Origin of the sequence: Aeromonas sp. R7-2 (assembly GCF_040908105.1) — a bacterium.
Classification (GTDB): Bacteria; Pseudomonadota; Gammaproteobacteria; order Enterobacterales; family Aeromonadaceae; genus Aeromonas; species Aeromonas caviae.
Genome location: NZ_JBFODC010000037.1, coordinates 308,966 through 329,251 on the forward strand (window position 1 = coordinate 308,966; position 20,286 = coordinate 329,251).

Genomic DNA, 20,286 nt, shown 5'->3' on the forward strand with positions numbered 1-20,286 from the left:
ATCACACCGGATCCAGGGTATCCAGCGGCCAGCGCGGCACGGCCTTGACGACCAGGGGTTCGAAGACTCCCGCCTTAAGGCGTTGCATGCCTGCATAGGCGATCATGGCGCCGTTGTCGGTGCAGTATTCGGTGCGCGGGTAGAAGACTTCACCTTTGAGGCTCTCCATCAGCTCGGCCAGCTGGGCGCGCAGATGACGGTTGGCGCTGACGCCGCCTGCCACGACCAGACGATTGAGACCGGTCTCTTTCAGGGCACGACGGCACTTGATGGCCAGGGTGTCGACCACTGCATCCTCAAACGCCCGGGCGATGTCGGCACGGGTCTGCTCGTCGTCGCCATTGGCTGCTATGGTATTGGCGGCAAAGGTCTTGAGGCCGGAGAAGCTCATGTCGAGCCCGGGACGGTCGGTCATGGGACGCGGGAAGGTAAAGCGTCCAGTGGTGCCCTTTTCTGCCAGCCGGGAGAGCAGCGGACCACCGGGGTAGTCCAGACCCATCAGCTTGGCGGTCTTGTCGAACGCCTCACCGGCGGCATCGTCGATCGATTCGCCCAGCAACTGGTAGCTGCCGATGCCATCGACCCGAACCAGCATGGAGTGCCCGCCGGAAACCAAGAGCGCCACGAAGGGGAACTCGGGGGCCTTCTCTTCCAGCATGGGGGCCAGCAGGTGACCTTCCATGTGGTGTACGGCGATGGCCGGCTTGTCCCAGGCCATGGCCAGCGAGCGGCCTATGGTCGCCCCGACCAGGATGGCGCCAACCAGACCTGGCCCCGCGGTATAGGCGATGCCATCGATGTCATCCTTGCCAAGTCCGGCCTCTTTCAAGGCGGCCTGGATCAAGGGGATCGTCTTGCGTACATGGTCCCGGCTGGCGAGCTCGGGAACGACGCCGCCGTAGTCCGCATGCAGCTTGACCTGGCTGTACAACTGGTGGGAAAGGATCCCTTTTTGATCATCGAAGATCGCGATCCCGGTTTCGTCACAGGATGTCTCTATGCCCAATACACGCATTGCTAAAAAATTTCACTGCTAAAATGAGACGGCTATGGTAACCTTCGCGGGTTTTTTAAACCAGAGCGATCTCTGCGGGTTTACTTTCATTCCCTGTCCAGAGTATAATTTCGCACCATTTTAAGACATGCTGATCGATTGAAGGTCAGCTAACAATTTATCACTGAGGTGAAAGGCACATGCCAGTAATCAAAGTCCGTGAAAATGAGCCGTTTGACGTTGCTCTGCGTCGCTTCAAGCGTTCTTGCGAAAAGGCCGGTATCCTGTCCGAAGTTCGTAGCCGTGAGTTCTACGAGAAGCCGACTACCATTCGCAAGCGCGCCAAAGCGTCCGCTGTCAAGCGTCACGCCAAGAAGCTGTCCCGCGAAAACGCACGTCGTATCCGCCTGTACTAATCAAGGGATCATGCCGTGTCTCTGAAGGATCAACTCAAGGATCAGCAAAAGCTCGCCATGCTTGCCAAAGACAAGCCTCGGTTGGGTGCTATCCGCTTGTTGATGGCAGAAATCAAGCAGCGTGAAGTCGATACCCGTGTCGAGCTCAATGATGAAGAGATCCTCGCTGTCGTGACCAAAATGGTCAAACAGCGTCGCGATTCCATCAGCCAGTTTGAAGCTGCCGGTCGCCAGGATCTCGCCGACAAAGAGTCCGCCGAGATCGTTGTGCTGCAGGAGTTCCTGCCACAACAGCTGACCGCAGACGAAATTGCCGCCCTGATCGAGCAAGCCATCACTGAAAGTGGTGCTGCCGTCATGGCTGACATGGGTAAAGTCATGGCTGTCTTGAAGCCAAAAATTCAGGGGCGTGCCGATGTCGGCGCCGTCAGTGCTCAGGTGAAAACCCGCTTGGCGTAACAGGCAACTCTCTTGTTTGGTCGAAGAAGCCGTGCTTCCCATTGGAATGCGCGGCTTTTTTATTTCCTATGCAATGAAACAGGACGGTTATGGCTGGCAGGATCCCGCAATCCTTTATCGATGATCTGCTCGTACGCACGGACATAGTCGAGTTGATCGACTCCCGTGTGCGGTTGAAGAAAGCCGGTAAGAACTACCAGGCTTGCTGCCCTTTTCATAACGAAAAAAGCCCCTCCTTTACCGTCAGCCAGGAGAAGCAGTTCTATCACTGTTTCGGTTGTGGTGCCCACGGCAATGCCATCGGCTTTGTCATGGAGTACGACGGCCTGGAATTCCCCGATGCCATTGAGGAGCTTGCCAGCCTGCACGGTATGCAGGTTCCCCGTGAGCAAACGGCGGGTGGATCAAGCCATAGCCAACCAGCCGTCAGCAAGGATCTGTTCGAGCTGATGAACCAGATTGCGCGCTTCTACGAGAGCAATCTCAAGAACGCGCCTCAGGCGGTGGAGTATCTGAAAGGCCGGGGCCTGACTGGCGAGGTGGTCAAGCGCTTCAACATCGGTTATGCCCCTGGGGACTGGGATCAGGTGCGTCGCCGCTTTGGCGCCAGTCGGGGTCACGAACAACTGCTGATTTCGGGCGGTATGCTGATCCCCCGTGACAGCGGCCCGGGCAGCTACGATCGTTTCCGCGATCGCATCATGTTTCCGATCCGGGACAAACGCGGCCGGGTCATCGGCTTCGGTGGCCGGGTGTTGGGGGATGGCACGCCCAAGTACCTGAACTCCCCCGAAACCCCCATCTTCCACAAGGGGCGGGAACTGTTCGGCCTTTATGAGGTCAAGCAGGCACACAAGGATCCGCGCCGGATCCTGGTGGTGGAAGGCTACATGGATGTGGTGGCGCTCGGCCAGTACGACATCGACTATGCGGTGGCGGCACTGGGGACTGCGACCACCAGCGATCACATCCACACCCTGTTCCGTACCACGGCAGAGGTGGTCTGTTGCTACGACGGAGACAACGCCGGTCGGGAAGCGGCCTGGCGGGCGCTGGATAACGCGCTCTCCCACCTGCAGGACGGCCGTGAACTCAAGTTCGTCTTTTTGCCGGATGGCGAGGATCCCGACTCGCTGGTACGCCAGATCGGCAAGGAGGGGTTCGAAGCGCTGCTCGACAAGGCCCAGTCGTTTGCGGATTTCATGTTCGAACGCCTCGGGCGCGATGCGGCTCTTTCCGGTGAGGCTGGCAAGTTTGAAGTGGCCAACAAGGCCGCCGAGCTGATTCGTCGGGTACCGGAAGGTTTCACTCGCGAGGGGTTGATTACCCGACTTTCCAGCATGATGCGCTGGGGAGAAAACAAGCAGCGGATTGCCGAGCTGTTTGCCCGCAACAGCCAGCCCAAGGCGGAAGTCAACAAACCCAAGGCGACCAAACTGACGCCGATCCGCAGGGCTCTGGCCCTGATGGTGCAGTATCCGGCGATCACTGCCGAGCTGCCGGCCATGCCCGAGTTGGCCGGGCTGCGCCTGCAGGGGATCCCTTTCCTGCTGCAACTGCACCAGCAGATCCTGACCCAGCCGGGAGTGACAACGGGTATCCTGCTGGAGCATTGGCGCGGCACAAAAGAGGGAGAAATACTTGCCCAACTGGCGATGCATGACCTGTTTGAAGAGGTAAAGCTCGACCAGGAGCCCGATATTCTGGGAGAATTGCAGGATACCTTTGTCGGTTTCATCAACCTTTTCCTGAAGCAACGGATCGAAGAATTGCAGGCCAAGGTGGCGCAGGAAGGGCTAAGCTCTGAGGAAACTCAGGAGCTGATGATGCTGATCAGAGAGGTGCAGATTGAGAAAAGAAATGAGAGTGGGGCTTGATATTTGAGTGAGCAGTCCCAATATGAATAGCGTTGCCCGAATCGACGGGATTGAAAGCAAACACTTTATAACCACCTGGCCCCGACAACACTGCGGGCAGGGGTTTCTCATGACCGACGCCGCAACCAGACATAGCATGTCTGGCGGTTTTCTATTAGAATTGGCTATTTGCGCAGCAGCGCACTGTACGCGCAACCTAGCAACACCAACCGGATGAGTTCTATGGAGCAAACCCCGCAGTCTCAGCTTAAACTCCTCGTTGCCAAAGGTAAAGAACAGGGCTACCTGACCTATGCCGAGGTGAACGATCACCTCCCGCAAGACATTGTCGATTCAGACCAGATCGAAGACATCATCCAGATGATCAACGATATGGGCATTCAAGTGGTTGAAAACGCTCCGGATGCCGATGACCTTATCATGGCTGAAGGTGGTACCGCCGATGAGGACGCTGCCGAAGCAGCGGCCCAGGCTCTGGCATCTGTTGAATCTGAGATTGGTCGCACGACCGATCCCGTCCGCATGTACATGCGGGAAATGGGTACCGTCGAACTGCTGACCCGCGAAGGCGAGATCGACATCGCCAAGCGGATCGAAGACGGTATCAACCAGGTACAAAGCTCCGTCGCCGAGTACCCTGAAGCCATCACCTATCTGCTCGAACAGTACGACAAGTACGAAGCCGAGCAGCTTCGCCTGTCCGACATCATCTCCGGCTTCATCGATCCGAACGAAGTGGATGACGTGGCGCCGACCGCCACTCATATCGGCTCCGAGCTCAGCGAGGACGACCTCGCCGACGAAGACGAAGACGAAGATGAGGACGAAGACGAAGACGGTGACAACTCCGACGATGACGGCGACGGTGGCCCGGATCCGGAAGTCGCTCGCGAGAAATTCGGCGAACTGCGTGCCCAGTATGAGGTGACTCGTCTCTCCATTCAGCAGAATGGCCGTGCCCACGACGACACCCAGAATGCCATCGCCCAGCTGGCCGATGTCTTCCGTCAATTCCGCCTGATGCCCAAGCAGTTCGATCGCCTGGTCAACAACATGCGGGAGATGATGGAGCGTGTCCGCGTGCAGGAACGCATCATCATGAAGCTCTGCGTTGAGCAGGCCAAGATGCCGAAGAAGACCTTCGTCGCGGCCTTCACCAACAACGAGTGCGAAACTGCCTGGTTCGAATACCAGAAGCAGGCCGGCAAGGCGTGGTCTCCCCGTCTGCTCGAGATGGACGAAGAAGTACTGCGTTCCATCGGCAAGCTGCAGCAGATCGAAGAAGAGACCGGTCTGTCCATCGCCCAGATCAAGGACATCAACCGCCGCATGAGCATTGGTGAGGCCAAAGCCCGCCGTGCGAAGAAAGAGATGGTCGAGGCCAACTTGCGTCTGGTTATCTCCATCGCCAAGAAGTACACCAACCGCGGTCTGCAGTTCCTGGATCTGATCCAGGAGGGCAACATCGGTCTGATGAAGGCGGTCGACAAGTTCGAATATCGTCGCGGCTACAAGTTCTCGACCTATGCCACCTGGTGGATCCGTCAGGCCATTACCCGCTCCATCGCGGATCAGGCCCGTACTATCCGTATCCCGGTGCACATGATCGAGACCATCAACAAGCTCAACCGTATCTCCCGCCAGATGCTGCAGGAGATGGGTCGTGAACCGAACCCGGAAGAGCTGGCCATGCGCATGGGCATGCCGGAAGACAAGATCCGCAAGGTACTGAAAATCGCCAAGGAGCCCATCTCCATGGAGACGCCCATCGGTGATGATGAAGACTCCCACTTGGGCGACTTCATCGAAGATACCACCCTGGCTCTGCCAGCGGATGCGGCCACCAGTGAGAGCCTGCGCAACGCGACCCGCGAAGTGCTGGCCGGGCTGACCGCACGGGAAGCCAAGGTACTGCGCATGCGCTTCGGTATCGACATGAACACCGACCACACCCTCGAGGAAGTGGGCAAGCAGTTCGACGTCACCCGTGAGCGTATCCGTCAGATCGAAGCCAAGGCCCTGCGCAAACTGCGCCATCCGAGCCGCTCGGAAGTGCTGCGCAGTTTCCTGGACGAGTAGTCCCGGGTTCTGTCAGCCTGACATTGCAACAAAAAGCCCCGCCGTGCGGGGCTTTGTTTTATCCGTGCTGGCATGGGCGTGAAGAGGGGTCATGGAACCGCTTGAATATGGATGAAATCTCGCCAAGTGGTTGATCTGACTATGGACGGGGTATCCGCCATCCCCTATAATCCACGCCGCTAACCAGCATCAATGGCCCCTTAGCTCAGTTGGTCAGAGCAGTCGACTCATAATCGATTGGTCGTGGGTTCAAGTCCCCCAGGGGCCACCATTTTCAGACAAAGCCGCTCTTTTGAGCGGCTTTGTCGTTTCTGGCGCTTACCAGTGTCTGTCCAGATCCTCGGCATAGAGTGCCATGGCGCGCCGGTAGGGAAGCAGGGCGGGATCCGTGGTGGTGGTCGCGAGGATCCCCAGCCGCGTCTCCATCCCCTCCTTGCTGCGCCCCAGGTTGTAGCAGGTCATGGCACGAAACACCTTGAACTCCACGGCATCGGGGAAGCGGGCCAAGGCCTCGTCAAAGGTGGCCAGCGCCTCGGCATGACGGCCCGTGGTGCGATAGGAGTTGCCAAGTCCAAGCAGGGCCCCGCGCAGCGACGCCTCGCCAAGCCCCAGCGACACGGCCTTCTGATAGAGCGGAATGGCCTCGGCCTCTCGCCCCAGCATGTCGTGCAGTCCGGCCACTTCGTAATGCAGCTCGGCGTGGGCCGGGTGCGCGATGAGTTGCAGCAGACCGTGCTGACGGGCTTCCTCGATCCGTCCCTCGGCCTTGAGGGTGTGCAATTGTTTCATATGTGCTCCTGCATGGGGATGAAGGATCAGTATGCCTGCCGACAGGCTGGCGGGGAACGGGTCATGGAGCCATGAAAAAGGCCTCCCGCCGATGGCGGGAGGCCTGGTTCGGCGCCGGGGCAAAATGGCCCTGGCGTGTGTCCAGCCTTACTGGGCGCTCAGGCTGTAGGCCAGGGTCTGGTCGTTGAAGCGCACCACATAGGCACCGACCACTGCCGTGGTGATGTCTGCCCCGGCCAGCTCGGCCACGCCATCCTTGTTGGTGTCGCCGTAGTTCTGGGTCCAGTCCCCCTTGACGTCGAACTTGAAACGCTGGCCGCCGTTGCCATCACCGCTGCCGGTGAAGGTGACGCTGGCCTGCCAGAGGTGATCACCGACCAGGGACATGGGGGTTGTGCCCCAGTTGTTGGTGGTGCCGCGAATGTTGAGGCTGGCGACATTCTTGGCATAGGTGACGCTCACCGGAGTCAGGCTGTATTGCAGGGTCTGATCGTTGAAACGTACCCGGTACTGGCCGATGACCGGGGTGAGGATGTCACTGCCGGTCAGTTCGGCCACGCCGTCCTTGTTGGTGTCGCCGTAGTTCTGGGTCCAGTCCCCCTTGACGTCGAACTTGAAGCGCTGGTTGGTCTGACCGTCGAAGGTGACCAGGGCTTCCCACTGATTGTCGGCGATCAGCGTCATGGCAAGGGATCCCCAGGCATTGGGGGTGCCGCGGAAGTTCAGGGTGGGCAATACGCTGGCGTAGGTGCCGTTGTCGTCGGTGACGGTCACGGTGGCGCTGGCACTGGCGGTCAACCCTTCCGCATCGGTCACGGTGACCGTCACGGTATGGGTACCCGGGGTATCGAACCGGACTGTCTCCGTGGCGGCGGTGCCCCCGCTGGACCAGCTGTAGCTCACCACGCCGCCGTCATCGCTGGAAGCGGAGGCGTCGAACACCACGCTCTCCCCCGCCTTGACGCTGAGGGTTTTGGGGGAGAGGGCGGCGACCGGTGCCTGGTTGCTGGTGAGGGGGGTGACCGTGTAGCGCAGATCGCTCTCGCTCAGGGTGATGCGGTAGGTGCCCGCCCCGCTGACCAGGATATCCTTGCTGCTGCCCTTGTCGGCGATGCCATCCCCTTCGTTGTCGCCGTAGTTCTCGGCCCAGTTGCCGAAGACGTCGAACTTGAAGCGCTGGGCACCGGTGGCGTCACCGTTGCCGGTCAGGGTGAGGGTGGCGGACCAGACACGGTTGGTATCGACGGTCATGGGGGTGTTGCCCCAGGCGTTGTGGGTACCGCGCAGATTCATGCTGCTGAACTTGTTGCCCGGCAGGACGGAACCGCCGCAGGGGCTGGCCTTGGTGCAACCGGCGATGATGGCGGCCGCCTTCATGCCGGGGACGTTCAGGCTGGCCTTGCCGCTGCCATCGACGGTGACATAACCGCCGCTGCAGTAGTCATTGCCCCCCAGGAGGTTGCAGTACTCGCCGGCCGGTAGGCCGGTCTGCACCGAGGCCACCAGGCTGCCGCTCTCGTTGTTGATGGCGACGAAGCCCTTGTCACCGCGGCTGAAGGCTATCTGGTTGTTGCCGTTGTCCCACCAGTTGCTGACGGGCTGGCCTTCGGTCCGGTTGTGGAACAGGGCCATGTTCATGATGGTCGGTCGGCGCTGTTCGCAGTTCCACTGGCTGTCCGTGCAGGGCGTGCTGCCCGGCGCCCCCTTGTCGGTTTCATAGGTGCCCATGTTTTCAAAGCGATAGCCCGACATCACCTGCTTCCAGCCATAGGGCCAGGCCATCATGAAGGTGTTGGCCAGATCGTAGCGGGCACCGCTCATGAAGGTGAGCATGCCGCCACCGCCGTGGCCGCGTTCGCGGTCGTGGTTGACCACGAAGACGAAGGCTTTGTTGGAGGGGAGCAGGCCCCAGCTCTCGCCCAGGGTCTTGAGGTTCTTGATCTGGCCATTGAAGTTGGCGGCAAGATCGGTGCCGTATTTGAAGTCGATGACGGTGTCGATATAGGTGTAGCGGCCCGGCTGAATGTCGGGGGACTCCCCGCCTGCGCCGATCACCTCCAGGTAGGCCCTGGGGCTGCCCGCCTTGTCGAGGATGGCCTTCACATCGGCCGGCGCCATGTGCTTGGCCGCATCGATGCGAAAGCCCGCCACGCCCCAGCCGAGCAGGGTCTTCATGTAGGTGGCGATCTGATCCTGGACGTAGGATGAGCCGGTATTGAGGTCCGGCATGCCGTAGAGGGCGCCGTTCCAGACGTTGTTGCTGTCACCGTAGTTGGTGATGTCGCCGCTGTGATGGAAGTCGTTGTAGCCGAACTGGGGATATTGGTATTGCCCCGAGTTGTAGCTGCCGCCGCCGGTGGCGGTGCCCGAACCCGATGCCAGCTGGTTGAAGACGGCGTCGGCATAGACCTTGACCCCGGCAGCGTTGCAGCGGGCGATCATGCTTCTGAGCTCTGCCTCGCTACCACCGAAGCTGTTGAAATTCTTGAAGCTGACCGGTTGATAGACGGTCCACCAGACCTGGCTGCCCTGCTTGTGCTCGGCGGGCGGGGTGATCTGGACGCCACCGAACCCCTTGGGCCCGAGCACGGTCTCGCACTCGTTGGCGATGTCGTTGAACTTCCATTGGAACAGGTGAACCATGACTCCTTCGGCGCTGGCAGTGTGGCTGAAAGAGCCGAGTGCCGCCGCCAGCAGGGCGGTTCGAAACAGTGTGTTGTGCATGACGATTTTCCCTTCGATCTTGTTATTGACGTATCACTGTCGTGTAGTCGAACGGACAACAAACAACCTCGTTCAGCTCCGTAGCATTCATGAAATCGACGTGGTTGAAAATCGAACAAGCTGAATTAATTAAGAAATGTGAATGAAAATGCTTTCATGCCATTCGGTGGCAGCAGGAGGGGGCAGAGGGGAGCAGATCGGTGCGAGCTCCCGTCAAGCGGGTAGCGAAGGGGATGAACAGGGGCCCCGCAGGGCCCCGTGAACGTTCAGACGTTGGGTTCCTGCTGCCCGGCACTGGCCCGGGCACGACGCCCTGGCAGCATGCGGGTGACCAGGTTGCTGCGCTGGCGCCAGGAGGTGTAGGCGATGGCGCACAGGTGCAGGGCTATCATGCCCTGGAGTGCCCAGGTGCACCACTCGTGCCAGTCGTCCGCCCCCAGATCGAAGCCGGTCTCGGTGTTCTGGAACCAGCCGGTCCCTGCGGTGGCGAGTACCAGCAGCCAGAGTGCCCAGACCGCCAGCTTGCCGCTGCCGTGATGGCCCGGGGTGGGCGGGGTCCGTTCGCGCAGGGCGTCGGCCTGATGGCGAAAATCCTCCCGGCTCGGGATGAGGGCGCGCAGGCGGGCGTGGCCGCGAGCGAAGGTGAGCCCCCACAGCAGGCGTATGCCGATGAGCACCATGACGGCGTATCCCATCCGCTCGTGCCACTCCTCGCCCGCCTCGTTGAGCCAGAGATTGCCGATACAGATGGCCGCCACACCCCAGTGGGTGAGGCGCACCAGAGCATCCCAGTGGAAGGGATCAGCCTTTTTGCTTGGCATAGTTGTGGTACTCCTTCTTCAGGTCGTTGACCTTGGCCAGGTGCTCGCGCGCCTTGGCTTCGTCACCGGCCTGGAGGGCTGCCAGGCTGGCATCCAGCTCGGTCTGCACTTCGGTCATGCCTTCCAGGAACTTCTCCTTCTTGGCGGCGGGCATGTTCTTGCCCTTGGCGACGTCCAGCTGGGCCTTCATCTCCTTGATGTATTTCTCCATGGTGGCCGCGTCGTCGGCCTTGACGGCCTGCTTGTAGTTGAAGCCGATCTTCTTCATCGGCTGCTCCAGATCGCCGGCCATGGCAGGCAGGGCCATCAGGCCGAACATCAGGGGCAGCAGCAGGGGACGCACAGTTTTCAGCATGGGATTTCCTTATGAGACGACGAGATTGCAGGTTGTTATAGCACTCATTTGAGTGCGGTTTCACGCATCATGATGCCATGAAAGGGCGATCATTGTATGAAGAAAGTGCGACCAATTGTGACGAATTGTGCAGGGGATTGCTGTGGTAATGTAGCCGAAAGAGAACGGCCACCGGATCTCGCCTCCGGCAGGGATACAAGGGCGCGCACCTGGTCCGGGAAGGGGCCCTCAGGCAGTGAATCATGCTGCCATTCTTTATCAAAAATAGATTTTTTAACGTCATGTGAGTTTTTCAGGTGTTTTTGTTTTTGAAAGCCACCATCCATGGATGATTCCACTGCCCGAACAGACGCCGTGCAACAAAAAAAGGGCCCGCAGGCCCTTTGAGTGATCGGGATCCGGCCCTTATTCGGCCTGCTCGCGCTCGATGGCACGCCAGCCGATGTCCTTGCGATAGAAGATGCCGTCCCACTGGATGCGGCCAGCCAGGGCATAGGCCCGCTGCTGGGCTTCCTGTACCGTGTGGCCGAGGGCGGTGGCGCACAGCACGCGGCCACCCTGGGTCAGGCTGGTGTGCCCTTCCAGGCGGGTGCCTGCATGGAACACCTTCTCCCCTGCCACTTCGTCCACCGGCAGACCGCTGATGGGGTGGTTGCTGGTGTAGTCGCCGGGATAGCCACCCGCCGCCAGCACCACGCCGATGGCGGCACGGGGGTCATAGACGGCTTCCTTCTGATCTAGCTGGCCGGCGCAGGCGGCGAGGCAGAGATCCACCAGATCGGACTGCATCCGCAGCATGATGGGCTGGGTTTCGGGGTCGCCGAAGCGGCAGTTGAACTCGATCACCTTGGGGTTGCCCTCGGCATCGATCATCAGACCGGCGTAGAGGAAGCCGGTGTAGACGTTGCCTTCGGCCGCCATGCCGCGCACGGTCGGCATGATCACCCGCTCCATCACGCGCTGGTGCACCTCGTCGGTCACCACGGGGGCCGGGGAGTAGGCCCCCATGCCGCCGGTGTTGGGGCCGGTGTCGCCATCAAAGGCGCGCTTGTGATCCTGGCTGGTGGCCATGGGCAGCACGTGCTCGCCGTCCACCATGACGATGAAGCTCGCCTCTTCCCCGTCCAGGAACTCCTCGATCACCACCCGGGCACCGGCATCGCCGAAGGCATTGCCGGAGAGCATGTCACGCACCGCCGCTTCCGCCTCGTCGAGGGTCATGGCGACGATCACCCCTTTGCCGGCGGCCAGACCGTCGGCCTTGATGACGATGGGGGCGCCCTTCTCGCGCAGATAGGCCAGCGCCGGCTCCACCTCGGTGAAGTTCTGGTAGTCGGCGGTGGGAATGGCGTGGCGGGCCAGGAAGTCCTTGGTGAAGGCCTTGGAGCCTTCCAGCTGGGCGGCGGCGGCGGTCGGGCCGAAGATGGTCTGATCGGCGGCGCGGAAGGCATCGACCACCCCTTTCACCAGGGGGGCTTCCGGTCCGACGATGGTGAGGCCGACCTGGTTCGCCTTGGCGAAGGCCAGCAGGCCCTCGATGTCGGTGGCCTGGATGGCGACGTTCTCGATGCCCGGCTCAAGCTGGGTGCCCGCATTGCCCGGTGCCACGAAGACCTGGGTCACCAGGGGGGAGTGTTTGGCCTTCCAGGCCAGGGCGTGTTCACGGCCGCCGTTGCCAATGATCAGTACTTTCATCGTCTCGCTCGCTTCTGTCTGAGTTCACTGGCGCTGCGGTGGCAACCTGCCAGTGGAAAGGATCCGGTGCTAAAGAGGCAGGGCCGCCATCGGCGGCCCTGGGCTGTCAGTGACGGAAATGACGCATGTTGGTGAACACCATGCACATGCCGTGTTCGTTGGCGGCGTCGATCACCTCCTGGTCGCGCATCGAGCCACCTGGCTGGATGACGCAGGAGATGCCCGCGGCAGCGGCGGCATCGATGCCGTCGCGGAACGGGAAGAAGGCGTCGGAGGCCATGACGGAGCCCGCCACGGTCAGCCCTTCATCCTCGGCCTTGATGCCGGCGATCTTGGCGGAGTAGACGCGGCTCATCTGGCCGGCGCCCACGCCGATGGTCTGGCCGTTCTTGGCGTAGACGATGGCGTTGGATTTGACGAACTTGGCGACCTTCCAGCAGAACAGCAGATCCTGCAGCTCGGCCTCGGTGGGTTGACGCTGGCTGACCACGGTCAGATCCCCCAGGGTCACCATGCCCAGATCGCGCTCCTGCACCAGCAGGCCGCCGTTGACGCGCTTGAAGTCAAAGCCTTGCGCCGGGGCAGTCCACTGGCCGCATTCCAGCAGGCGCACGTTCTGCTTGGCGGCGACCGCCTCGCGGGCTGCCTGGCTGATGCTGGGAGCGATGATCACTTCCACGAACTGGCGGGCGACGATGGCCGCGGCGGTCTCGCCGTCCAGTTCGCGGTTGAAGGCGATGATGCCGCCAAAGGCCGAGGTGGGGTCGGTCTGGTAGGCGCGATCGTAGGCTGCCAGCAGGTCGTCACCGATGGCGACGCCGCAGGGGTTGGCATGCTTGACGATGACGCAGGCCGGTTCGCTGAACTCCTTCACGCACTCCAGCGCCGCGTCGGTGTCGGCAATGTTGTTGTAGGAGAGGGCCTTGCCCTGCAGCTGGATGGCGCTTGCCACCGAGCCCGGCGCGGCTTGCTCTTCGGCGTAGAAGGCGGCAGCCTGGTGGCTGTTCTCGCCATAGCGCATGTCCTGCTTCTTGATGAACTGGCTGTTGAAGGTGCGGGGGAAGCGGGACTCTTCGTCGCCTTCCTTGTTTTCGCCGTAGGAGGGCACCAGGGTGCCGAAGTAGTTGGCGATCATGCCATCGTAGGCGGCGGTGTGCTCGAAGGCGGCGATGGCCAGATCGAAGCGGGTGGAGAGGGTCAGGCTGTTGCCGTTGCCATCCATCTCGGCGATGACGCGGTCATAGTCGGAGGCCTTGACGACGATGGTGACGTCCTTGTGGTTCTTGGCAGCGGAGCGGACCATGGTCGGGCCGCCGATGTCGATGTTCTCGACGGCGTCTTCCAGGGTGCAACCGGCTTTGGCCACGGTGGCGGCGAAGGGATAGAGGTTGACGACGACCATGTCGATGGGGGAGATAGCGTGCTCGGCCATGATGGCGTCATCCCGGTCGCGACGGCCGAGAATGCCGCCGTGTACCTTGGGATGCAGGGTCTTGACCCGGCCGTCCATCATCTCGGGGAATCCGGTGTAGTCGGACACCTCGGTCACCGGCAGGCCCGCATCGGCCAGCAGCTTGGCGGTACCACCGGTGGAGAGCAGGGCCACACCACGCGCGTCGAGTGCCTTGGCAAATTCCAGGATGCCAGTCTTGTCAGACACACTCAGCAGTGCACGGCGAATGGGTCGAGCTTGTTCCATCACACTATCGTCCTCAGCATAACGGGGACCGTTCCATGGGAGGCGAGGCTCAACACACAGAGAGTCCCCAAATAAATGGAAGTGGGGGATTTCGCAAACCACTCTCGCCCGGGGCGGCCGTTGGCAAAAGCGTTTTAGGAAATGCCCGCTTGACGCGACGCTCTCTTGTGGGCGCGTATTCTACACAAAAAATGTGACCTGTGGTGGATTTTTTAAAGAGACAAACCCTTGTGGGATGCGGCGTTAAACGTTTTCTGGTGAATTTTTGTGAAACGTTTGTCTTTTCAGTGTTTTGGGGATAAATGGCCGGCAAGTGGGGGGTTAGCTGCTGCTTTCCTGCCTTTGACTGGCAATCGCCGGGCAAAGAGGTGATAGTGGAGGCCGGTTTATATTGAGTACCATGTCGGGAATGTCATGCGGGGGGAGAGGACCATGTATCGGATCGGTGAACTGGCCAAGGCGTGCGGGGTGAAGGCCGACACCCTGCGCTTTTACGAGAAGAACGGCCTCATCTCGCCGGGCATTCGCAACGAATCTGGTTATCGCCTCTACGGGGAGCAGGACAGGCGGCGGCTGGAGTTCATCATCCGCGCCAAGTCGGTGGGCTTCTCCCTCGCGGACATCGGCGAGCTGCTTGCCCTGGACACCAACAAGGCCAAGGTCACCTGCCAGGAGGTGAAGGCCGTGGCCGACACCAAGCTCGAACAGGTGGAGCAGAAGCTCCTGGAGCTGACCCGTTTTCGCGAGAACCTGAAGGCCCTCTCCGACATCTGCTGCGGCGGCCCGCGCTCGGCGGAGCACTGCGCCATCCTCGAGACCCTGGAGTCCGGCGCCCCTTCCCGCCACGAGCACCACGACCATGAGCACTGAGCTGCGCCGGCCCCGGGTCTCCGCCTTTCTCGCCCTCTCCCTCGACGGTTTCATCGCCGGGGAGGGGGGCGATCTGGCATGGCTGGCCCCCTATGGTGGCGACGGGCCGGAGGAGACCGGGTACAGCGCCCTGATGGCGAGCGCAGACACCCTGCTGATGGGGCGCAACACCTACGATATCGTAAGCGCCTTTCCCGAGTGGCCCTACGGGGACAAGCCGCTGGTGGTACTGACCCACAGGCCCGCCGACCCCCGTCCTCGGGTCGCGTTCAGGCAGGGGGCGCTGGCGCAGGTGCTGGACGAGTTGTGGCAGGGGGGAAGCCGTCACCTCTATCTGGATGGCGGGGAGCTGGTGAGGCAGGGTCTGCAGGGGGCCCTGGTGGACGAGCTGACCCTGTTCTGGGTGCCGGTCACCCTGGGGGGCGGGATCCCGCTCTTTACCGGGCCTCTCCCCGCAGGGTTGAGACCGGTGTCGAGCGCCGTGCTGCCAAGCGGCCTGGTGCGGGTTATCTATCACCCCGCCTGACAGCTTGCACGGGGGAGGCAAGAGGCGCACAATCGGCGCGTTTTTCGCCACCAGCCCTTCCAGACAGGGACGATAGGCAAACACGACAACCCCATCAAGGAGCCCATATGGCCAAGAAGAAGGTGACCTGTGTCACCGCCGAACCCGCCTGCGAACATCAGCGCGGCATCATTCAGGACAACCACCTCAAGGCACTGGTGACCTCCCCCCTGTTCCAGGCCCGGGTCGAGCCGAGCAAGAAGGGTAAGGGCAGCTATCAGCGCAAGGCCAAGCACGGCAAGCGGTGGGAGCCCGGCCAACAGCAGATGGCAAGCGTCTGCTGCTGAGCGGGTTTCTGCCGCAAGGCATCAGCTAACACAATCAGGGCGCCAATGGCGCCCTGATTGTTTTTCTATTCGCTGGTGCTGACTTGCGGTCTTGACGCAAGAGAGTGAACCCGTGCTCACTCATCCATAAAGAGTTCGAGCAGCACGTTGAGGTAGCGATGCCCGAGGGACGTGAGCTGCCAGCTGTCGCCGAGATCCTCGATCAGCTCCTTGGTCCGGGCGATGGCGAGCATGGTCTCTACCCGCTCCAGCGGTAGCCCCGTGAAGGCCTCGAACTCCGCCTTGGGGGCGGGTTCAAACAATCTGAACCGGTTCATGAAGTATTCCAGGGGCAGATCGTCCGCGCTTACCTGCCATTGGCTGTCCAGATAGGGGCGGCTCGGATCCAGATAACCTTTCGGATGCTTCACCTTGGCGGTGCGCAGGATCTGCTGGCTCGCGAGATCCGTCACCTTGCCGTGGGCGCCGCAGCCGATCCCCAGATAGTCGCCAAAGCGCCAGTAGTTGAGGTTGTGGCGGCACTGATACCCCTCTTTGGCATAGGCCGAGATCTCGTACTGCTGATAGCCCCGGGCGGTCAGCATGGCGTGGCCCTGCTCGTAGATGTCCCACAGGGTGTCATCTTCCGGCAACGTGGGGGGCTTGGAGGCGAATGCCGTGTTCGGCTCTATGGTGAGCTGATACCAGGAGAGGTGCGGCGGCGCGCAGTCGATGGCCTGCTGCAGGTCGTAGAGCGCATCGTCCAGGCTCTGATCCGGCAGGCCGTGCATCAGATCCAGGTTGAAGGTGGGAAGCGCGATGGCGTGGGCCAGCTCGGCGGCCTTGCGCGCCTCCTCGGGGCCGTGGATGCGGCCGAGCCGGGTCAATTTCTCCTGCTGGAAGCTCTGTACCCCGATGGAGATGCGATTGATGCCGGCCCGCTGGAAGCCAGCGAACTTGTCCGCCTCCACCGTGCCCGGGTTGGCCTCCATGGTGATCTCGCAGTCCGGGGTCAGTGCGATCCGTGCGCGCACCCCGTCCAGCAGTGCCTGCATGGCGTCGACGGAGAGCAGGCTCGGCGTGCCGCCACCGATAAAGATGGAGGAGAGGGGGCGCCCCTGGGCCCAGTGCAGATCCTGCTCCAGATCCTCCAGCAGGGCCGCCACGTACTCGAGGTGGGGCAGCTCCCCCTTCTGGGCGTGGGAGTTGAAGTCGCAGTAGGGGCACTTCTGGACGCACCAGGGCACGTGGATATAGAGGGAGAGGGGCGGCAGTTGCAGCATGGGATTTCCAGTATTCAACAATCAAAAGGGGTCGGGTGGCCCTGGTTGCCGGTGACAACGGGCGGGACGCCGCGAACGAAACGGGGGCCGACGGCCCCCATTGTAGATGACAACGCGGCGGGAGACAGCGCTTTAGTTGACCGCCGCCAGGGCTGCTTTGAGCTTGGCCAGGGCCTGGCCACGGTGGCTGAGCTGGTTCTTGAGCTCCGCCGGCATCTGGGCCGAGGTGCAGTCGTGGTCGGGCACGAAGAACACGGGGTCGTAGCCGAAGCCGTGCTGGCCGCGGGGTTCGTCGATGATCATCCCTTCCCAGCTGGCCTGGCAGATAATGGGGGTGGGATCGTCGGCGTGGCGCATGTAGACCAGCACGCACCAGAAGCGGGCGCTTTTCAGGTAATCCGGCGCGCCCTTGAGCTCGGCCAGCAGCTTGTCGATGTTCTCCTTGTCGCTGGCACCGGCGCCGGCAAAACGGGCGGAGTAGACGCCGGGGCGGCCGTGCAGCAGATCCACTTCCAGACCGGAGTCGTCGGCCACGGCGGGCAGGCCGGTGACGCGGGCGGCGTGGCGGGCCTTGATGATGGCATTCTCGACGAAGGTGGTGCCGGTCTCGTCGGCATCGGAGACTGCAAACTCGCTCTGCGGGATCACCTGGATCTTCATATCGGCCAGCATGGCGGCCAATTCCTTCACCTTTTTCTGGTTCCCTGTTGCCAGGACAAGCTTGTTCATCACACACCTCCGCAAAAATAATCTGCGCATTCTATGCGGGGGAGGGGTTTAGTAAAAGCGCCAATTACCCGGGATCCGGTGCCAACGGGGGATCCGGGTTCCACCCCCTGAGAGGTAGAAGAGATGCATGTTTCCAGCAGGGAATAACCGAAGTGATTAAATACCATTTCAATTCATTACTCTGAGTCAGTAGACTCGCGGCCCAATCGATATTCCTAGGGCTTGAGGTGACTGATGCCATTGATTCTTTTGCTTGTACTCCTGGTGTTGTTCAGCCCGCTGGCCATCGACATCTATTTGCCTGCCATCCCCCAGATGGCCGAGCAGCTGGGGGCCGAAGTGACCCTGATGCAGGGCACCATCACCTGGTTCCTGTTCAGCATGGGGCTGGGGCAACTGCTGGTGGGGCCGCTCGCCGATCGCTACGGGCGCAAACCCATTGCCCTGGGGGGCGTGCTGCTCTACGGCCTGAGCGCCCTGGCAGCCGGCTTTGCTGCCAGCCTGGGCGAGCTGATGCTGGCGCGGGTGCTGCAAGGCTTCGGGGCCTGCGCCACCTCGGTGGCCGCCTTCTCGGTGGTCCGTGACAGCTATGGCCCCAAGAAGAGCGGTCAGATGATCTCCTATCTGAACGGTGCCATCTGCTTTATCCCCGCACTGGCGCCCCTGCTGGGTGGCTGGCTCACCGCCAAGGCGGGCTGGTCGGCGAACTTCTGGTTCATGGCCGGTTACGCCGTCGTGGTCGGCAGCTGGCTGCTGTGGCGGATGCCGGAAACCCGCCCTGAGGAGACCAGCAGTGCTGGCCCGCTCATCAGCTGGTCCCGCTACAGCCCGGTGCTGCGCTCCCCGAGCTTCCTGTTCAACGCGGCGCTGTGCATGCTGGCGATGGCGGTGATCCTCGCCTACGTGACGGCTGCGCCGGTACAACTGATGGTGACCCTGGGGCTGGACATGAGTGGTTTCAGCCACTGGTTCACCGCCAATGCGGCCCTCAACATCCTGGCCTGCTTCCTGGCCCCGCGCTTCATCGCCCGGGTAGGGCCAAGACGGACCCTGCGCATCGGCCTGCTGGTGCTGCTGCTCTCCGCCATCACCCTGACCCTGGCCATGCACATCCCGCACCCGCTGGCCATGATGGGCCCGGTGTTCCTCTCCAGCATCGGTTTTGCGATGATCCTGGGCGCCGCCGCCGGTATGGCGCTGGCCCCCTTCGGCCACTGCGCCGGGACTGCGGCCGCCCTGCTCGGCCTGTTCCAGATGAGCGGCTCCGGCGCCCTGGTGGGGATCACCGGTTGGCTGATGCCGGATCCCCTGAGCCAGCTGGCCCTGCACATGTGGCTGTTGCTGCCCCCGCTGGTGATGCTGATGACCCGCCAGGGTCGCCGCTTGTGTTTGCAATAAATCCTGTGCTCTGATGAGCACACTCAGGGGGCCTTGAGCCCCCTTCTCTTTTTCAGGCGACCCGCCTGCCTCGCATGATCACAGACCCGTGGAGAAAACCGGATGAGCCACACAATCAACGCCGCCCTGGTGGGATACGGCTTCGCAGGACAGACCTTTCACGCCCCCTTCCTGGCCACGACCCCGGGCCTGACCCTGCGCTGGGTGGTGAGCCGGGATGCCGCCAAGGTACAGGTCGCGTTGCCCGGCACCCGGGTCGGCACCCTGGAGCAGGTGCTGGCCGATGACAGCCTCGATCTGGTGGTGATCGCCACCCCCAACGACACCCACGCCCCCATCGCTCGCGAGGCCCTGCTGGCGGGCAAGCACGTGGTGATCGACAAGCCGTTCGCCCTGGATCTGGCCGAAGCGAAGGCGCTGGTCGAGTTGGCGGAGAAGCAGCAACGGCTGCTCAGCATCTTCCACAACCGGCGCTGGGACGGGGACTTCCTCACGGTGCGCCGTCTGCTGGCGGAGGGGGCGTTGGGGCAAGTCGCCCAGTTCGAATCCCACTTCGACCGTTATCGCCCCGAGGTGCGCCAGCGCTGGCGCGAGGCGGGCGGCCCGGGCTCCGGTCTCTGGTTCGATCTCGGCCCTCATATCCTGGATCAGTCGCTCCAGCTGTTCGGCCAGCCGGACTGGTTGCAGGCGGATCTGGGCAAGCAGCGCCCCGGGGCCCTGGCGGACGACTACTTCCATGTGGTGCTGGGTTATGGCGAGATGCGGGTCATTCTGCACGGCAGTTGTCTGGTGTCGGCCGTGATGCCCCGCTTCGTGGTGCACGGCAGTCAGGGCTCCTTCATCAAGTTCGGCATGGACGTGCAGGAGGAGCAGCTCAAGGAGGGCAAGCGGCCTCCGGCGGCGGACTGGGGCGTGGATCCCGCCCCCGGCCAGCTCAGCCAGATCCGGGACGGTCAGCTCGTGCAGCAGACCGTGGCTGGCGAAGCGGGGGACTACGGCGCCTACTATCGCGGTGTCTGCGCCACCATCCGGGGAGAGGGGGAGAACCCGGTGCCGGCCGACGAGGCCCTGGCGGTGATGGCCTTGCTGGACCTGGCCCGGGAGAGCGACCAGCAGGGGCGGCGCCTGCCTTGTCAGAAGCTGTCTGACTGACGGCGTAATCCGGCAGCGCCGAGAGCCTGACAGAAAGACAATGGCTGACTGGCAATCGTCAGGTAATTGGCGATTTGTTGTGCGAATCTGGTGATGAATGGGTGTTTTATATTAA

19 protein-coding genes and 1 tRNA gene are annotated in these 20,286 nt (G+C 62.0%); 10 read left to right on the forward strand and 10 right to left on the reverse strand.

Features of this window, described 5'->3' with window-relative positions; genetic code table 11:
• Position 1 precedes the first annotated feature (1 nt).
• Positions 2–1,015 (reverse strand): tRNA (adenosine(37)-N6)-threonylcarbamoyltransferase complex transferase subunit TsaD, encoded by a 1,014-nt coding sequence (tsaD, locus tag AB5Y47_RS19735; RefSeq protein WP_041213897.1) that lies wholly within the window; start codon positions 1,013–1,015, stop codon positions 2–4.
• 179 nt (positions 1,016–1,194) lie between these two features.
• Here tsaD and rpsU point away from each other — a divergent pair, with 179 nt between their 5' ends.
• From rpsU to AB5Y47_RS19760, 5 genes are all read left to right on the forward strand, one after another.
• Entirely contained in the window at positions 1,195–1,410 is a 216-nt protein-coding gene (gene rpsU, locus AB5Y47_RS19740) for a 30S ribosomal protein S21 (protein WP_005309452.1), read from the forward strand.
• A gap of 15 nt (positions 1,411–1,425) precedes the next feature.
• On the forward strand, positions 1,426–1,869 hold the full coding sequence (locus tag AB5Y47_RS19745; protein WP_010675618.1) for a GatB/YqeY domain-containing protein: 444 nt from the start codon (positions 1,426–1,428) through the stop codon (positions 1,867–1,869).
• Between the two features lie 89 nt (positions 1,870–1,958).
• Positions 1,959–3,746, forward strand: coding sequence for a DNA primase (dnaG, locus tag AB5Y47_RS19750; RefSeq protein ID WP_368220560.1), 1,788 nt, complete (start codon positions 1,959–1,961; stop codon positions 3,744–3,746).
• A 183-nt stretch (positions 3,747–3,929) separates the two neighbouring features.
• Positions 3,930–5,825, forward strand: coding sequence for an RNA polymerase sigma factor RpoD (rpoD, locus tag AB5Y47_RS19755; RefSeq protein WP_263639565.1), 1,896 nt, complete (start codon positions 3,930–3,932; stop codon positions 5,823–5,825).
• A 194-nt stretch (positions 5,826–6,019) separates the two neighbouring features.
• Positions 6,020–6,096, forward strand: a tRNA-Ile gene (locus tag AB5Y47_RS19760).
• A gap of 47 nt (positions 6,097–6,143) precedes the next feature.
• Here the strand turns inward: AB5Y47_RS19760 and AB5Y47_RS19765 are convergent.
• The 7 genes from AB5Y47_RS19765 to purH form a co-directional block, all read right to left on the reverse strand.
• On the reverse strand, positions 6,144–6,614 hold the full coding sequence (locus AB5Y47_RS19765; protein WP_368220561.1) for a tetratricopeptide repeat protein: 471 nt from the start codon (positions 6,612–6,614) through the stop codon (positions 6,144–6,146).
• Positions 6,615–6,761: 147 nt separating this feature from the next.
• Positions 6,762–9,338, reverse strand: coding sequence for an alpha amylase C-terminal domain-containing protein (locus AB5Y47_RS19770; protein WP_368220563.1), 2,577 nt, complete (start codon positions 9,336–9,338; stop codon positions 6,762–6,764).
• Between the two features lie 266 nt (positions 9,339–9,604).
• Positions 9,605–10,159 carry a cytochrome b/b6 domain-containing protein gene (locus AB5Y47_RS19775; RefSeq protein WP_010675613.1) on the reverse strand — a complete coding sequence of 185 codons (555 nt, stop codon included), beginning with the start codon at positions 10,157–10,159 and terminating at the stop codon, positions 9,605–9,607.
• The gene (locus tag AB5Y47_RS19780; RefSeq protein WP_010675612.1) at positions 10,140–10,514 is read right to left on the reverse strand and encodes a cytochrome b562; all 375 of its coding nucleotides are present in this window, start codon (positions 10,512–10,514) and stop codon (positions 10,140–10,142) included. The genes AB5Y47_RS19775 and AB5Y47_RS19780 overlap by 20 nt, the downstream gene beginning before the upstream one ends.
• Before the next feature lie 89 nt (positions 10,515–10,603).
• Positions 10,604–10,840 (reverse strand): hypothetical protein, encoded by a 237-nt coding sequence (locus tag AB5Y47_RS19785; RefSeq protein ID WP_319896292.1) that lies wholly within the window; start codon positions 10,838–10,840, stop codon positions 10,604–10,606.
• A gap of 79 nt (positions 10,841–10,919) precedes the next feature.
• Entirely contained in the window at positions 10,920–12,209 is a 1,290-nt protein-coding gene (purD, locus tag AB5Y47_RS19790) for a phosphoribosylamine--glycine ligase (RefSeq protein ID WP_069651882.1), read from the reverse strand.
• A gap of 106 nt (positions 12,210–12,315) precedes the next feature.
• A complete protein-coding gene (gene purH / locus AB5Y47_RS19795; protein ID WP_010675610.1) occupies positions 12,316–13,908 on the reverse strand; it encodes a bifunctional phosphoribosylaminoimidazolecarboxamide formyltransferase/IMP cyclohydrolase in 1,593 nt (530 codons plus the stop codon).
• Between the two features lie 432 nt (positions 13,909–14,340).
• On the opposite strand from purH, the gene zntR reads away from it, so the two are divergent.
• From zntR to AB5Y47_RS19810, 3 genes are all read left to right on the forward strand, one after another.
• Positions 14,341–14,778 (forward strand): Zn(2+)-responsive transcriptional regulator, encoded by a 438-nt coding sequence (gene zntR / locus AB5Y47_RS19800; RefSeq protein WP_041211075.1) that lies wholly within the window; start codon positions 14,341–14,343, stop codon positions 14,776–14,778.
• Complete coding sequence (locus AB5Y47_RS19805) at positions 14,768–15,304, forward strand: dihydrofolate reductase family protein (RefSeq protein ID WP_042016332.1); 537 nt, start codon at positions 14,768–14,770, stop codon at positions 15,302–15,304. Before zntR ends, AB5Y47_RS19805 begins: the two co-directional genes overlap by 11 nt.
• A gap of 107 nt (positions 15,305–15,411) precedes the next feature.
• Positions 15,412–15,630, forward strand: coding sequence for an alternative ribosome-rescue factor A (locus AB5Y47_RS19810; protein ID WP_010675607.1), 219 nt, complete (start codon positions 15,412–15,414; stop codon positions 15,628–15,630).
• A gap of 116 nt (positions 15,631–15,746) precedes the next feature.
• Here the strand turns inward: AB5Y47_RS19810 and hemW are convergent, their stop codons facing one another.
• Together hemW and rdgB are read right to left on the reverse strand one after the other, a co-directional pair.
• Positions 15,747–16,892 (reverse strand): radical SAM family heme chaperone HemW, encoded by a 1,146-nt coding sequence (hemW, locus tag AB5Y47_RS19815; RefSeq protein WP_201890296.1) that lies wholly within the window; start codon positions 16,890–16,892, stop codon positions 15,747–15,749.
• Between the two features lie 132 nt (positions 16,893–17,024).
• Positions 17,025–17,621 (reverse strand): RdgB/HAM1 family non-canonical purine NTP pyrophosphatase, encoded by a 597-nt coding sequence (gene rdgB, locus AB5Y47_RS19820; protein ID WP_010675605.1) that lies wholly within the window; start codon positions 17,619–17,621, stop codon positions 17,025–17,027.
• A 234-nt stretch (positions 17,622–17,855) separates the two neighbouring features.
• Between rdgB and AB5Y47_RS19825 the strand changes: the two genes are divergently transcribed.
• Together AB5Y47_RS19825 and AB5Y47_RS19830 are read left to right on the forward strand one after the other, a co-directional pair.
• Positions 17,856–19,019 carry a multidrug effflux MFS transporter gene (locus tag AB5Y47_RS19825; RefSeq protein ID WP_039040832.1) on the forward strand — a complete coding sequence of 388 codons (1,164 nt, stop codon included), beginning with the start codon at positions 17,856–17,858 and terminating at the stop codon, positions 19,017–19,019.
• Between the two features lie 102 nt (positions 19,020–19,121).
• Complete coding sequence (locus AB5Y47_RS19830) at positions 19,122–20,171, forward strand: oxidoreductase (RefSeq protein ID WP_368220566.1); 1,050 nt, start codon at positions 19,122–19,124, stop codon at positions 20,169–20,171.
• Positions 20,172–20,286: the final 115 nt, after the last annotated feature.